The organism is Myxococcales bacterium (assembly GCA_016706225.1).
Taxonomy (GTDB): Bacteria; Myxococcota_A; Polyangia; order Polyangiales; family Polyangiaceae; genus JADJKB01.
This window is the reverse complement of record JADJKB010000005.1, coordinates 627,274-641,458: the sequence shown is the minus strand read 5'-3', so window position 1 is coordinate 641,458 and position 14,185 is coordinate 627,274. Positions and strand designations below refer to the sequence as shown.

General features: G+C 67.7%; 14 protein-coding genes. 4 read left to right on the top strand and 10 right to left on the bottom strand.

The genetic code is table 11. The features are described from left to right. The first annotated feature begins 79 nt into the window (after positions 1-79). On the top strand, positions 80-250 hold the full coding sequence (locus tag IPI67_10585) for a hypothetical protein (GenBank protein ID MBK7580639.1): 171 nt from the start codon (positions 80-82) through the stop codon (positions 248-250). A 10-nt stretch (positions 251-260) separates the two neighbouring features. Here the strand turns inward: IPI67_10585 and IPI67_10580 are convergent, their stop codons facing one another. The 10 genes from IPI67_10580 to IPI67_10535 form a co-directional block, all read right to left on the bottom strand. Beyond that, positions 261-686, bottom strand: a complete 426-nt coding sequence (locus IPI67_10580; GenBank protein MBK7580638.1) for a GNAT family N-acetyltransferase — start codon at positions 684-686, stop codon at positions 261-263. Between the two features lie 115 nt (positions 687-801). After that, positions 802-1,263 carry a hypothetical protein gene (locus IPI67_10575; protein ID MBK7580637.1) on the bottom strand — a complete coding sequence of 154 codons (462 nt, stop codon included), beginning with the start codon at positions 1,261-1,263 and terminating at the stop codon, positions 802-804. Next, on the bottom strand, positions 1,260-3,029 hold the full coding sequence (locus tag IPI67_10570; GenBank protein MBK7580636.1) for a hypothetical protein: 1,770 nt from the start codon (positions 3,027-3,029) through the stop codon (positions 1,260-1,262). Before IPI67_10570 ends, IPI67_10575 begins: the two co-directional genes overlap by 4 nt. Positions 3,030-3,032: 3 nt before the next feature. Next, the gene (locus tag IPI67_10565) at positions 3,033-3,386 is read right to left on the bottom strand and encodes a histidine triad nucleotide-binding protein (protein MBK7580635.1); all 354 of its coding nucleotides are present in this window, start codon (positions 3,384-3,386) and stop codon (positions 3,033-3,035) included. 19 nt (positions 3,387-3,405) lie between these two features. Beyond that, complete coding sequence (locus tag IPI67_10560; protein MBK7580634.1) at positions 3,406-4,857, bottom strand: radical SAM protein; 1,452 nt, start codon at positions 4,855-4,857, stop codon at positions 3,406-3,408. Further along, the gene (locus IPI67_10555; protein MBK7580633.1) at positions 4,854-5,702 is read right to left on the bottom strand and encodes a radical SAM protein; all 849 of its coding nucleotides are present in this window, start codon (positions 5,700-5,702) and stop codon (positions 4,854-4,856) included. Before IPI67_10555 ends, IPI67_10560 begins: the two co-directional genes overlap by 4 nt. Further along, a complete protein-coding gene (locus IPI67_10550; GenBank protein MBK7580632.1) occupies positions 5,699-6,778 on the bottom strand; it encodes a radical SAM protein in 1,080 nt (359 codons plus the stop codon). Before IPI67_10550 ends, IPI67_10555 begins: the two co-directional genes overlap by 4 nt. Then, positions 6,775-8,241 (bottom strand): UDP-glucosyltransferase, encoded by a 1,467-nt coding sequence (locus IPI67_10545; GenBank protein MBK7580631.1) that lies wholly within the window; start codon positions 8,239-8,241, stop codon positions 6,775-6,777. The genes IPI67_10550 and IPI67_10545 overlap by 4 nt, the downstream gene beginning before the upstream one ends. Positions 8,242-8,254: 13 nt before the next feature. Next, the gene (locus IPI67_10540) at positions 8,255-9,559 is read right to left on the bottom strand and encodes a hypothetical protein (protein MBK7580630.1); all 1,305 of its coding nucleotides are present in this window, start codon (positions 9,557-9,559) and stop codon (positions 8,255-8,257) included. Next, complete coding sequence (locus tag IPI67_10535) at positions 9,556-9,891, bottom strand: hypothetical protein (protein MBK7580629.1); 336 nt, start codon at positions 9,889-9,891, stop codon at positions 9,556-9,558. The genes IPI67_10540 and IPI67_10535 overlap by 4 nt, the downstream gene beginning before the upstream one ends. On the opposite strand from IPI67_10535, the gene IPI67_10530 reads away from it, so the two are divergent. The 3 genes from IPI67_10530 (at position 9,890) to IPI67_10520 (ending at position 14,184) form a co-directional block, all read left to right on the top strand. Then, positions 9,890-11,281 (top strand): alginate lyase family protein, encoded by a 1,392-nt coding sequence (locus tag IPI67_10530; protein ID MBK7580628.1) that lies wholly within the window; start codon positions 9,890-9,892, stop codon positions 11,279-11,281. The two genes, IPI67_10535 and IPI67_10530, sit on opposite strands and share 2 nt — an antisense overlap. A gap of 480 nt (positions 11,282-11,761) precedes the next feature. Then, a complete protein-coding gene (locus IPI67_10525) occupies positions 11,762-13,018 on the top strand; it encodes a TolC family protein (GenBank protein MBK7580627.1) in 1,257 nt (418 codons plus the stop codon). Then, positions 13,015-14,184 (top strand): efflux RND transporter periplasmic adaptor subunit, encoded by a 1,170-nt coding sequence (locus IPI67_10520; protein MBK7580626.1) that lies wholly within the window; start codon positions 13,015-13,017, stop codon positions 14,182-14,184. Before IPI67_10525 ends, IPI67_10520 begins: the two co-directional genes overlap by 4 nt. The last annotated feature ends 1 nt before the right edge of the window (position 14,185 follow it).

Genomic DNA, 14,185 nt, shown 5'->3' with positions numbered 1-14,185 from the left:
GCGCTTGCGAAATCAGGCGCAACTGCGCCCACCGAGGCCCTTGAATGCGGAGTGCGAATGGAGCTACCTACCGCTCATCATGACAAGCGAACCGAGCGTGAAACCGGAGCTCGAAGATCCCTGGTTCGTCGAGCCGGCCCCCGACTCCACTCAGCCCCCGGCGCTAGAAGATCCGGAGCTCGACGGTCAGTGGTTCGCCCGCGGCCGCCCGCTCTCGAGCCGTCCGCCGCCTCCCGACACCGAGGTCTGAGCCGGCGGTCTCACTCGATGTCGAGTGAGAAGCTGGTGACCTTGTCTTTGTCGAAGCCCAGGCTGTTGTAGAAGTTCAAGACGGTCGTGTCGGCTTTGACCAGCGGCGTGATCTTGACGCGGCTCGGGCTCTTCTCGAGCGACTCGCGCACCTTCTTCACGAGCTGTTTGCCGACGCCGCGGCTCTGGAAATCCGGGTGCACCATCAGCTCCTGGATGTAGAGCACGACGCCTGCCTCGCGTTCGAACGAGTACGCGAGGATCCCACCGGCCAGGCGCCCTTCTTCGACGGCGACCCAGCACGAGCCGGGCTCGAAGCGGAAGAACTTCCCGATGTACTTCTCGGCTCCCTCGGCGTTCCAGTGAGCGTGGTAGGCCGCGAGATAGAGCTGGGCGACGCCTGCGACGTCGACTTCCTGCATGCTGCGGATGTCCATGCGGGCGTTCTAGCGCCGACTCGCGCGCCTGTCCGCACGAAATCTCGAGCGGTGCGCGCAGGAAACTCCGGCTACCGACGCGAAATTGAATTCGCGGCGCCGATTTTTCGGCGCTTCACTCGACCGGCGCCGCCGAGGTGGTGAGCCGAAGGGGATTCCGCGCCGGCACGCCGGCCCAGACGTCCTTCCCGCAGTACGGGGTGAGGGAGCCGGAGACGCGCGGCGCGGTCCCGCGTCGGTGGAGCGCGAGCGCCAGAGACACCGGTTGGTCGCCGCAGGGCCCGCCAGCGACCGCGACGCCCGAGAAGCGCGCGGTGAAGAGCAGCAGGTCCGCCTCCGGAAAACGCTCGAGGGTTCCCTTGCCCATCAGCTTGGCTCCGTCTTCGGCCACACCAAAGGCGCGGGTCGGAGTGAGCGACACCTGGAGCGCGCTGCCGCGCCGCTCGATGCGAACCTGGGCATGGTCGCGAATGTCGAGGTCCAGCTCGAGCACCTCGACCTCAGCCTTCGTCGCGTCGTCGCCGTCGGCGCAGCCGGCGAGGGCGAGCAGCGGAAGCAGCAGAAGGCAGCGCTTCATCGGTTGAGCCTCCGGGTCACGTTCACCTGGCGTGCAATGGCGAGGGCCTGCTCCGCGCTGCCATCGACGATGTGGAACACCCAGGTGGCTCCCTCATCCTCGGTCAATGTCTCGTCGCGCATCAGGACGTCGCCGCTCTCGCGGGTGATCTGCGCCGCCAGGTGCACGCGGGCTTGGTCTTTGATCAAGAAGCGTCCCTTGCCCAGGCTCACGAGCCCGGTCGGCAGCCCGAGCTCGAAGCTCGGGAAGCTGAAGTCGCTGCGGTGATAGACGGCCAGCTTGCCGTCCTCGAGCGCCCGTGTGGTGACGAGCTCGTCTTCCAGCTCACCCGGGAAGACCACACCGGCCTTGCTGGAAGTGCCCCCACCGAAGCTGATCTCCAGACGATGGTGCCCAGCGTCGATGCTCTCCCAGGCGACGGTCACCTCGCGATCCCCCGCGTCGATCTTTGGCGTGAAGACCGCCTCGCTGGACTGACCCCTGAGCTCGGGCAGAAGACCCGGGGTCACGCTGCCCGTCTCTGGATCGATGCTGATCGCGGCCTGCCCGAGTTTCTCCTTGGCACGGCGGATCACGTCACGCGCCACGCGCAGCGCCTCGGTGCAGTGGGCAATGCCGTACTCGACCTCACCGCGGAAGGGATTGATGCCCGACGCATCGGTGACCTGACCGAGCGCGAGCAAGCGCCAGGCCCCATCGAGCTCGGTGCGCGCGTCGATCTCGGACTTGGCGGCCGCGGTCTCGGCCGCAACCAGCTCCCGGTGCGCGAGCGCGCCGAGGGTGCGCACCTCGTTGTCACGTTCCCCGGCCCAGATGCCCTTCCCGCCCAGCCAGCGGAACACCCCCGTGGTGCTGTTGGGCTGCCAGGTTCCGTCGAACAGCGGCGGCGGCTTCGTGTGTGGCACTCGATCTTTCACCGCGTCCACGTATTGATCGACGGTCACGATCGAATAGCCCTGAGCCTCGAGCGCGAGCAGCCCGTCCTCGTACTTCTTCACCGCCTCGGGTTTGTGTTTGAACACGTCGGGCAGGTACGGATTCAACTCACCGGTTGCGAGCAGCTCACCGTCGTCGAGGAACGTCCAGGTCAGACCGAGATCGAGGCTGCCCTGTTGGTAGGTCGCCCCCTTGCCCCCTTGAAGCATGAAGATGTCGCCGAAGGCGTAGAGTGGCTCGGCTGAGTTGTCGCCGTGCTGATAGGTCCAGAGGTTCTTCGGCCACACCATGTTGCGATAACCGAGCTCCGCCATGCGCTCTGCCATCACCTCGCCGGCCTGCCCTTCCTGACAGAACACCGTGCGCGACAGGGGTACGCCGTGTTTGGTGAACGCCGCTTGGGTGAGCGCCTGCGAGCGGCGCCAGTCCTCCGCCGGGTACGCCGTGAAGAGCTGATCCGAGTAGTGAAAGCTGACGACGTCGATCTGGCCGCTCTCGGCCAGCTTGCGCAACTTGGTGAGCACGCCCGGGTGACGCGCGGCGAGCACGTCGAGAAAATACCCTTGCAGCTCGATGTCGACGCCCCAGGTCGGATGTTTCTCGTACAGGTCGATGACCGGGGCAAAACTCTCGGTGACGATCAGATCCTCGATGGCGTCGTTGTCCAGGTCCAGAGCGGGGTTGGGCAAGAATGAAAAGCCCGCCATGCCTCCGGCCACGTACTGGATGTTGAAATGAAACACTCCCACCGCGTAGCGCTCGAGCGCCTGCGCCGAGTTGGTCAGCCCACACAGCGCGAGCACACACATCGAGCTGAGGATCTTCCGCATCCCTCACACCTTGGAGAAGGGTGGCCAGCCCAGCGCGCGCCCGCCGATGACGTGCAGGTGGACGTGGAACACACTCTGACCCGCGCCGGCGCCGCAGTTCATCACCACGCGGTAGCCACTCTCGGCGAGGCCCTCGCTCTTGGCGACGATCGCGGCCACTCGAAACAGGTGCCCCATGTCTGCCTCGTGCTCGGGCTCGACGTCGTTGATGGTCGAGATGTGCGTGCGGGGGATGACCAGCACGTGGGTCGGCGCGACGGGGTTGATGTCCCGAAAGGCGAGCGCGCGGGGATCCTCGTGCACGAGCGTGGCCGGGATCTCACCTGCCGCGATCTTGCAGAACAAACAACCGTCCATCACGCCACCCGGCCCTTTCTCACTGCTTCTTTCTCCAGTAGTCACCCTCGAGACGGTACTCGAGCGTGTAGTTCTCGTCGTCCGCTGGGGCGATCTGCCGCTTCACCTTGCCACCGGGCTCCAGCGTCCACTTCTCGTCCCACTTCTCGTCGCGATCGAGATCGAGCTTCAGGCGGTTGACGGCGCTCTGCCCCGCGTCCTTGTACAGGTTCACTTTGTAAGCGCGGCCCTTGAGCACATCCTTGCCTTTGTCGCCGGAGATGTTCTGTTTGCTCGCCGCGAGCACGGCCTGGTGCACGTCGGTGACCGGCATGGAGTCGGCGAAGGTCGTGGCTGCGGTGGGTGGAGCCGCCGTCGGAGTCGGCAGCGGAACCGCAATGGGTGTGGGTGCGGGCGCGGCCTTCGGCGGCGGCGGTTTCTCCCGCAGGGTCTGGCTGCCAGCGCACAAGAGGCAGGAACCAAAGGCTCCGACCACCACGAGCAGCCCGCCGCCGATCAATAGACCCCGAAACGTTGTGTACTTCACGCGGCGCCTCCGAGCTCTGTCCGCGCCATCATGCCGCGGGCGATGGGCACCGTGCAGTAGCAATGGCGAAACAGGCAGGGGTTGGGGGTGGATCCCAGGAAAAAGCCGGGGTCGAGGAGGTTCCCCAGGCGTCCCAGCCGGCGCTCGCGCTCGGGATCGGGGATGCGGCTGCCACCCCGCCCCAGGGCAACGATGACAGCGCGACGCGCCGGATAACATCGATAGACGTCCCCGCGGTCGTCCATGACCAGGAAGCGCGAGCCCGCCCAGCACGGGCGACCAAAGAAGTCGCGCGACTTCGCCGGTGCCATTGTGCCCCCCGAAGCTCGCAAGCAGCTCGAGCTCCTCCGGCGAGTAGTCGCTGAGTTTGCCGTCGTCACGCTCGGGCTGCACCTTGAAATCGACGCCGTGTTCGTCGAACACCGCCCGCAGCTCTTCGAGTCGGGGCAGCGCCGCGCGCGTTGCAACGGTCGTCACACACACGTTCGGGCGCGGCAGGCTCGGCTCCCGCGCGCCTTCGAGCGCGGCGAGGAGCGCACGCGCACGCGCAGCAAATGCAACGACGTCGTCCACGTACTCCAGGTGCAGGCTCGCCGAGAACGTGCCAATGCGCCCGGCGCCGGCCGCCACGAAGCGCTCGAGCGCCGCGTCCGAGGCCGAGAAGTTGGTGACGACCGACACTCGATGGCCGAGCGACACGATGCCGTCCACGATCTCCATCAGCGTCGGGTGCACGAATGGCTCGCCGCCCGAGAGTTTGATCTCCCAGGCGCCCGGTAGGCGCGCGAACGCGCGCAGGAACTCCGGCGTGTCCCGCGACCAGCGACCGCGATCATCCTTGAAGCGTTGTGTGCAATAAGAGCAGCGGTAGTTGCAGGCCGTGTTGACGTTCCAACACAGCACTCCCTCGTCGGGCTCGGGCGGGCTCTGCCAGCGTCCACTCACGGGGAGACGCCCTCGATCATGCCGCGATTTGCCGGCACCGTGCAGGGGCAGATGTCGTAGCTGCAGGGCAAGGGTCCGCCGCCCAGGCTGAAACTGCCGTCGAGCACGTTGCCTAGACGTCCCTGGCTGAATCGCTTGGCGGTGCGACAGCTCCAGGCCTCGCCAGTCTGAGTCAGCACGAAGTATTCAGTCCCCGCCCAGCACGAGAGACCGCGGTAGCTCGGCGAGAGGTTCGCCGAGCGCGGCGTCGGCTCATCCCCCACCAGCGTGCGCAGCCGCACGCGATCGTCGCTGTCGTAGTCGAAGACACCGGTCTTGGTCTTCATCAGCTGCGGAAATAGAGCCAGCCCCTCGGCCTCGAGGGCGACCCTCGCCTCCGCCACCCGGTCGAGGCGCCCCGGCACGAGCACGGCGTTGACGACCAACCGCGCGGCTGGGTCGATGAGCTCGCGAAAGCGCGCTGCCTTCTCCACGAAGCTCGGGATGTCCGCAAACTCGAGGTGCAGGCTGGCGCTCACGATGCCGAGCCGGCCGCGTGTCTCGATGGCAAAACGTTCGAGCACGGCGAGCGGTGCGGAGAGGTTGGTGAGGACCGAGAGCACGTGGGGTGTGCGCTCCAGGAGGCCCGGCACGATGCGCGCCATGAACCCCCGGAACGCAAAGGGCTCGCCGCCCGTCATCTTGATCTCCCAGCGACCCGGCAGGTCGGCAAAGAACGAGATGAACCCGTCGATGTCGGCGTCCGAAGGCTGCCCGACGCGATATTTCTTGCTCTGAATGCAGTAGCTGCAGTCGTAGTTGCAGACACCGCACACCTGCCACTCGACGGTGGGTTTGCGTTTCACGAGACTGCCCCGCGACCGGTGACGGCCAGCGCGCGTGCCTCACCGAACTCTTTGGCGAAGCGCGCCCTGAGCGCGACGTTCTGGTTGAGCTTGCCGCACTGATGGCAGCCGTCGAAGTATTCACCGCGCCGCAGCCGCGCCCTGAGAGCGTTCCACGCCGACCCACTCCAGAGCTCGCTGAAACGAGCCTCGGCCAGGTGCCCGACCACGACCTCGGTGTTGCAACAGTAGAGCACCGTGCCATCCACCGTCACCCGCGAGTACACCTGCCCCATGAAACAACCCACGTCGGCGATCGCGGCGGTGGCCGCCCCACCTGCGCGGAGCTGCTCCTCGAACACGTCGAGGTTCGTGGTCACCTGAAGCTCGCGAGCCAGCTCCCGCGCCCGGGGCACCAGCTCCTCGGTCAAACGAGCGCGCTTGGTGTCGGAGATCCGGCAGGCCTCGCTGCCGTCCGCGAGGCTCGCCAGCTTGAAGTTGACGGCGAACGCCCGGTACTCGGCCGCCAGCTCCACCATCTCCGGCAGTTCGTGCGCGTTGGTCTCACACACGACCTGCACGTGTTTGAACCGGCGATCGGCGGCACGGAAGCGCGCGAGCGCGGCGTGGAGGCGTGCCCACTCGTCCGCCTGAAAGCTCGGATGGAACGCGCGGTAGGCGCCCTCACTGGCCGCGTGAATGCCGATCAGCAGCTGATCCACGCCGAGCTCGAGCACACGCTCCGCGTCCGCGGCGACCAGGTTGGTGATGATGGTGAGCTGCAAATCCCGGGACTTTACCGCCTCGATCATCCGGTACACGTCCGGGTGGGTGAACGGCTCGCCCATGCCGCTCAAGATCACGTGTTTCAGCGCGCCCAATCCGCGCACGTCGTCGAGCAGTTGCTCGAGCAGTACGACCTCGAGCTTGCGGCGCTTCCAGCCGCTGCTCCGGCCGATCGTCAAGAGCGGCGAGTGATCCCAGCAGGTGATGCAGTTCGTGTTGCAGGAATTGGTGATGTCGACGTGCAGCGTGGCTGGACCAGTCAGCACCTGCCCCCGATCCAGCCCAGCCAGCGCGAGCGACGGTTGTTTCACTGCTTCGGCTCCGCAGGCGACGCGGCCGCGGCCGACCCAACGTGATGTTCGAGCGCCTCACCGATCACGGCCTGACGCGCGGGCACGTCCGAGCAGGTCGCGCGCCGCATCAGGCCGCGCCCGAGCTCGACCACCGCCTGCTCCGAAACCCCGAAGCTCTGTGCTCGTTCGAGCAGCGCTGCGCTCCGCGCGAGCAGATCGCCGAGCTCCCGCGCCGGAGAGTTTCGCCCGCCGTCGCCGTCGAGCACGTGCATCAGCTCGACCAGCGTGTCTTCCCCCACGCCGAGCCCGCGGGCGTGCTGGAGCAGCGCATCACCGACCGCCGCTTCGGCGCGATCGACCTCGCTCGCTGGCAAACACAGCCTGAGTAGCTCCGCCGCCGCGTTGCGCGCGCAATTTTTGGGCATGAGGCCCCGGGCGGCCAACGACGCCTTTCGGGCGACCGAGGGCTCTAGCAGCTCGGTCACCGCCGCCACCACGTCAGCGTCCCCCGCCTCGCTCTCGAGCATACGACCCGCGCCCGCGCGCACCGCACGCAGCGCGCGCTCCGCCTGATCGTCAGCGATCTTGCGCTGTGGAACGAAGACGGTCGGTACTCCCGCGAGCATCAGCTCCGTGAAGGTGTTGTAACCGGCCGCGGTCACCGCAACGTCGAAGGCGTGAGCGTGCTCGGCCGCTGACTCGTTGACCAGCCAGGTGATGCGTGGGTCCCGCGGCACGGCACCTCGATAGAGAGGACCCGCCCCGGCGACCACGTGCAGTGATGGATCCGCAGCGAGCAGCGCGGCGAGCGCCCGTCCGAGGTGCCGCTCGGCGCCCGTGTCCCCGCCACCCCCTGCCGACACGTACACGACCCGCGCGGCGCCGGGCAGTCCCAGCCGCGCGCGCGCCTGTTCGCGCGTGTGAAGCTCCACACGCTCCCGCACCGCTACCGGCCCCACGAAGCGGGTGCGCGGCCGGGCAGCGTCCGGAACCACGATGCGTGCGTCTCCTTCGCGCTCCGGAACCAGCACCAGATCGTAGAGTGGCAAGAGCGCCTGAACGTCGGGACGCCGGGCAAAATCCTCGAGCATTGGCCGGAACACCAGCGCGCGCTTCTTGCACAGGTCGAGGGCGTTGATCAGCTCCCCGAAGGAGCCGCGGGGGAACGTATCGACGATGAACAGGTCGGGACGCAAGAGCCCCAGCGAGTGCCAGACCCACTGTTTGGCGAGGGCGAGGTAGGTGGTTTTGTCGATCCCCGCGTCGGAAATCACGGACTTCGACGGCAGCTTGAAGGCCGCAAAACGCTCGCGGAGCGGCAGTCCGTCCGCCTCGCTCGAGGTCAGGAAATAGATCTCGGCGCGCACGTCGGCCCAGGCTGCGTAACGCCGAAGCCAGCGGTTGATGGCGCAGAGACGCGTCAGGTGGCCGGTGCCCGAGCCGTTGACGGCGTAGTTCACGATCCTGATGGAGCGCTTCACCGGTCTGTCCCCCTCACGAGGCATCGAGTGACAGATCCCCACCGTCGTCGCCCGCGGACGCCGCGGCGGCGGCCGCCAGGAGATCGTCCTCGTCGTCCCGTCGCTGGGGCACGTAACGATAGTCGGGGTTCCGCTGGCGGAACTGACGCACCTCGGGGATGAAGTCGCCGTCGACGCGCCCGTTCGTCATCAAGTCCCACCACAGGAAGGTGTCGATCAGCGATGCCTGGTGGTAACCCGAGAAGCCGTAGACCGAGCCATACGTCTTTTCGAACCGCCGCCAGCGTTTTTGGTACGCGGGCCCACGGTCGCGGAAACGGCGTTGAAACGCCTCGGCGGGGAAAGTCGTCCCGGCCTTCTTCGGTCGACTCAGCTTGGTCATGTCGCGGTCCAGCTTGCCGATCGCCGTCTGTGCGTCGCGCTGGAAGGCCTCGACGTCCCGGGCGAAGATCTGATCGAGGTAGCGGGCCTTGGCGGTGACACCCAGGGCGCGTTTGTAGGCCAGCTCCGCCTCCGGCACGGCGCTCAACCTCGGAGCGAGGAGCTCTGGTGGGCTCTCCAGCATGTAACCGGAGATGCGCTGCCTGACGTGGGCCAGCCAGCGCGTCTCGAGGCTGCCGAGGGCCTGCGTGCACTCGGCGTGTTCGCGCTCGAGGGCCTCGCCGGCGGTGATCTCGGCCCGCAGTCGCGCCGCCTCGGCTTGCAGCGGTCCCACCGACTGAATGGCTCGGAGATACTCGTCTCGAACCTGCGAAAAGAACGTCTTGCCGGGAAAACGTGCCAGCAGCTCGTCGCCGGCTTTCCAGTCCTCGTAGTAGCTCATGCGCCAGAAACCCGTCGAGTAGGCGGTCGTGCCGTAGCCACTCTCGATCAGGCGCTGGAGACGCACGTGGTTACACGCTGCGAGCACTTCGAGCAGGGGTCCGAGGTTCTCTTCCATCTCGCGCACACCCCGCGGCAGCGAGCCGGTGTTCGGGTGGCGCAAGAGCTCCCGCTGGGCGAAGCGGGGATCGGCCTCGATTTGCGCCACGCGCTGGCTGCGCTGCTTGCGCTCATTGTCCATCATGGCCAGTGGATTCTCGCTCGCCAGCGCGGAAAATCCGGTGGTGCGGATGGCGTAGTCGAGCCACTCCGGCGTCAACGTCTGGAGCAACGTCGCGCCGAGATCTTGGGTTGCTTGTGCGTAGGCTTGCCCGAGCTCGGCGCGGCGCTGGTGATGCACACTGGCGTAGTGCTGGGCTACGCCGAGCTCGTGTTGCAAGGCTGCGCGTTGTTGCTGGGCCGCCTGGAAGAACTGGTTGACTCCGTAGTGACTCACGGCAGTCGCCCCCGGTCCCGAAGCAACGCGAGGAATCCGCCGGCGGCCGCCTCGAGCAGCTCGCGGCTCGGTATTTCGCCTTCGTCGATCATGAAGATGAACAGCTCTTCTGCGCGCATGCGCGTCTCGAGCTCTTCGATCACCGCGGGAGTGAACTCGTCGCGGTCACCGGCTTCGGTGGTGATGAACTCGAAACCAATGCGCGCCTTCGGGTCGAACCCGTCGAGCGACACCCGGACTCCGCCCTCGTCGAACGCGTAGTCCCGCTCCACGCGGAGCCCAACCTTCTCGAAACACGCCGCCAACACGTCGGAGCCCTCACGTTCGTTCATGGCAGGCGAGCATACGCCAGATCTGCGGCAGTTCGGCCTGGCGCTGGGGGCCGTGTTATTCTTCGCGGCGCGGGCGGCGCTGCGGGATCGGGAACGCGCTCCGAGCGCGTGGGAGAGTGAGCCGATGACACGTGGAATGGGCTGGGTACTGGCTGCGTTGCTCGCGGCGACCGCCTGCGGCAGTGGCGACGATGGCGGGGGCACGTCGAGCGGCGGCAGCGGCGCGAGCGGAGGCAGCGGCGGCGCGAGCGGGTCCGGAAGCACGAGCGGCGGCGGCGGCAGCGGCGCCACGACCAGCGGCGGCTCGGCAGGCATCAGCGGCTCGGCAGGCAACGGCGGCAGCACGGGCGGCTCGAGCGGCGCGGGAGGCAGCGGCGCCACGACCAGCGGCGGAGGCTCCGGAGGCACGGGCGGTGCGGGCGGCACCCCCGGCGTCAGCGGCGGGATCTGGACCAGCGCCGCCGAGCTGGCGAACAAACCGATGACGGGCGCGGCCTGGACGACGCTCCTGTCCGACGCCGACGCCGACACCTCGAATCCCAACGCTTCCGATCAGGACGACGCGACGAACGTGCGCGTGCTGGCGGCGGCCATCGTGTATGCGCGAAACGGCGACGCGAAGTACAAGAGCAAGGTCGTTGCTGCGTGTCAGAAGGTGGTCGGAACCGAGAAGGGAGGGCGCAGTCTGGCGTGGGGACGAGAGACCGGCGCCTACGCCATGGCGGCAGATCTGGTCGGTTATCGCACGCCGGCGTTCGAGGCCTGGCTGCACAACGTGGCCGATGTCGAGAAGTGCTCGGAGCTCGGCATCACGCTGCGAGAGATGTTCAAGAAGCGGCCGAACAACTGGGGCGCCATGGCGTTCGGCAGCCTGACGGCCATCGACCGTTATCTGGACGACAAGGCTGCGCTGAAAGCGGTGCGCGACTACTGGGTCCTCGGTGTCACCGGCCCGAACCCGGGCCTCAAATACGACGTGGACGTCTCGTGGCACGTGAACGCGAGTGACCTCCGGCTGATCAACCCCAAGGGCGCGACCAAACAAGGTATCGACATCGACGGAGTCATCCCCGACGACATGCGCCGTGGTGCGTCGTTCACCACGGGTGCGCCCGTGTTCACGGGTTACCCCTGGGAACACCTGCAGGGTGTGCTGATGGCAGCGCGCGTGCTCGAGCGCGCGGGAATGCCCATCTGGACCGTGGACGACTCCGCCATCTCGCGCGCCGCCACGCAGCTCCAGCTCGAGCTCGGCGGCGCCTGGGTCGCCACTGGCGACGACCGTTGGCAGCTCGCGTTCCTCGATCAAGCCTACGGCACGAAGTGGGCGGGCAGCGCGAACGTGTGGGGCGCCGGCAAGAACACGGGGTTTGCGTACGTGCTGCCGTGAGGGCGGTCCGAGTTGTGCTAGGCTCGTGATACTGATGGGCCGCCGGCGCGGGAAATACTGCCGAATCTGGGGCAAATTGGCGCTCCTGGTGGCGCTCGTCTCCGTCTTCGAGCTGAGCGGAATTGCCCATGCCGCGGCGGATTTCCTCGTGGTCGTGGTCGCGAACGGGCAGCACGTTTCGGACTGTGAAGATGAAAGCGGACGCGGCTGCGACCCGGGCTGCTCCGGCTGCCACTGCGCGCACGGCGGCCCGACCGTAGCCGTCGCACAGCGTGAACCGTGCGACCGGGTCCCCCTGACCGGCCAGCTGGCGTCGCCTAGCTCAAGGTCGCTGCGCGCCCTGGGACCTGAACGCACCCCACCACTGCGTCCCCCTCGAAGCGTTTGACGCCGCCACATCGCTTGCGACGTTGAACTTTCGCTGACGCCTCGGCGTGGCCTTGCGGCCGCTCGTCCGTCGGCCTTCGAAGAGGATGAAGAATGAACGGATCGGGACGTGTGTTCCGGGCCGTCGCGCTCGCGGGTTGCCTATTTGGCGCCCGCGCGTCCGGCGAACCCGTGACCTGCAAGCTACTGACACGAAACAACGTGGCCACCTGCGCGACGCGGGCCAGCCCTGACCTCGTTGCTGCACGACACGGCGTCAGCGCCGCGGACGCGCGCATCGACGCCGCAGCTCCCTGGCTTCCTTCGCGGCCCAACGTCGCCATTTCGGCCGGGCGCGCCACCCGCGACGCCACCAACGCCGCCCTTGCGTGGCGCGCAGAGCTCAGTCAAGAGATCGAGATCGGCGGCCAGCGGAGCGCCAGAGGTCGAGCCGCACGCGCGGAGGCGCTCGCGGAGCGCGGTGCCGCCGACACCGCAAACCGTGACGTCGTCGAGCGGGCACTGCTCCTCTACTTCGACGCGCTGGCCGCGCGCGAAGAGGCCGCGCTGGAAGGCCGGGCGGAAGCCGTCGCTGCACGGGTCGAGAGGGCGACCCTGGCCCTGGCCGAACGGGGCGGCGCCGCCCAGGTCGACGCCGACGTCGCCCAGGCCAAGACGTCCCAAGCGACTCGGGCGCGGCTCGATGCCGAGCGGCGAACGGAGCACACACTGGCTGCGCTCGCGTCGCTGGTCGGACTTCCGCGCATCGAAGTCCGGGGTTCGCTGACCGCGTTGCCGCTTCCGGCCAGCCTGAAGCTCGACCCCGAGGCGCTCCCGGAGGTTGCGTCGCTTCGCCACGAGGCGCGGGCCGAACGAGCACGAGTCGAGGTCTACCGCCGCCAGCGCGTTCCGAACCTCACTCTGTCGCTGTTCGTGGAACGAGATGGCTACGAACAGCAGGTGCTCGGCGCGGGACTGTCCATGCCGTTGCCGATGCCGTACCCAATGGTGCGCACGTACGGCGCGGAAATCCGCGAGTCCGAAGCGCTCGCGCTGCGCGCCGCGAGCAGAGCCAACGCCCGCTCTCGCGACGCCACGCGACGACTCTCCTCGGCCACAATCGAATACCGAGCTCGAGAGCGGGCCCTGCTGCAATTCTCGGCGGAAAGACTGGCAAGAACCGAGCGCTCCCTCAGCGACCTCGCGGCGGAGATCGAGGGACAGCGCCTTCCGGCTCGCGACGCGCTCCTGGCTCAGGAAACCCTACTCGACTACCTCCGGTCGCACATCGCGGCGCGCCTCGCGGTCTGCCGCGCGTCCGTCTTGGTTCGGCGCGCAACAGGCAAGCTCGACTCGGGAGGCCTGCAATGACCAAGCGCTGTCTGTTGGCCCTGGGTGCGCTCGCCGTCGCCTGCAACCGGCCGGCACCTCCCGACGGCCACGGGGAGCCCGTCGGTTCCGCGCCCGCCCCTTCCTCCCACGAGGAGCCGCATGCAGAAGTCCCGACGAGAGTCGCACTCTCCACGGAAGTGATGGAGGCCGCGGGGATCAAGACCTTGCGCATCCGACGCTCGCGACTGGACGCCGGGCTCTCGTTACCAGGAGAGATCGTCGCCGACCCCGACCGCAGCGCCCGGATTGCCTCTCCGGTGGCGGGTCGCATCGAACGCGTCGAATTCCGCGAGGGTGACTCGGTGAAAAAGGGGCAACTGCTGGCGGTGCTCCGCGTGCCGGAGGTCGGTCGCCTCCGCGCGAGCCAGACCATCGCCATGACAAAGAGCAAGACGGCGCGCGCCAATGCGCAGCGCCTCCGAGCTCTGGTCGGCAAGGGGCTGGCCGCCGAGCAACAGGCCTTGGACGCGGAGACCGAGGCGGACTCACTCGACGCTGAAGCAACGGGGCTTCGTTCACAGCTCGCAGCGCTCGGCAGCGGCGGTGCGGCCAGCGTCACCCTGCGCGCCCCCGTGAGCGGCACCGTTCTGTCCCGCGACGCAATCGTGGGTCAGCCAGTCGGCACCGAACACACGCTGGGAAGCATCGCGGACCTGTCCGAGGTGTGGTTCGTCGGGCGGGTCTTCGAGAAGGACCTCGGCCGTCTGCGCGTGGGCGCCAGCGCGGACGTCGACCTGAACGCCTATGCGAAGCGGAGCTTCAGCGGTTCGCTCGAGTACATTGGTCAGCAAGTCGACCCCGTCGCGCGCACGCTGACGGCCCGCGTGCGCCTGAAGAATCCGGAAGCTGTTCTGCGGATCGGCCTCTTCGGCGCCGCGCGCGTCGCCGCGGACGGGAACGAGGCCGGAGCGGAGGTCCTCGCCGTCCCCCACGCAGCGCTGACCGAGATCGCCGGCAAGACCGCCGTATTCGTTCGCCACGGCGAGTTCGAGTTCGAACGACACGACGTCACGGTGGGCCGCTCCGGAGTTGGCTCCACGGAGATCGTCGCGGGGCTGAGCGACGGCGAAGTGATCGTGGTCGAGGGAGTGTTTGCGGTCAAGAGCGCGCTACTGCGCAGCACGCTCCTGGAAGAGGAACACTGAC

Bases quoted from the DNA above. Each gene is read 5' to 3' on its own strand.
- IPI67_10585 (MBK7580639.1), top strand. From the start codon at position 80: ATGACAAGCGAACCGAGCGTGAAACCGGAGCTCGAAGATCCCTGGTTC.
- IPI67_10520 (MBK7580626.1), top strand. From the start codon at position 13,015: ATGACCAAGCGCTGTCTGTTGGCCCTGGGTGCGCTCGCCGTCGCCTGC.
- IPI67_10575 (MBK7580637.1), bottom strand. From the start codon at position 1,263: ATGAAGCGCTGCCTTCTGCTGCTTCCGCTGCTCGCCCTCGCCGGCTGC.
- IPI67_10530 (MBK7580628.1), top strand. From the start codon at position 9,890: ATGGCAGGCGAGCATACGCCAGATCTGCGGCAGTTCGGCCTGGCGCTG.
- IPI67_10525 (MBK7580627.1), top strand. From the start codon at position 11,762: ATGAACGGATCGGGACGTGTGTTCCGGGCCGTCGCGCTCGCGGGTTGC.
- IPI67_10565 (MBK7580635.1), bottom strand. From the start codon at position 3,386: ATGGACGGTTGTTTGTTCTGCAAGATCGCGGCAGGTGAGATCCCGGCC.
- IPI67_10570 (MBK7580636.1), bottom strand. From the start codon at position 3,029: ATGCGGAAGATCCTCAGCTCGATGTGTGTGCTCGCGCTGTGTGGGCTG.
- IPI67_10535 (MBK7580629.1), bottom strand. From the start codon at position 9,891: ATGAACGAACGTGAGGGCTCCGACGTGTTGGCGGCGTGTTTCGAGAAG.
- IPI67_10580 (MBK7580638.1), bottom strand. From the start codon at position 686: ATGGACATCCGCAGCATGCAGGAAGTCGACGTCGCAGGCGTCGCCCAG.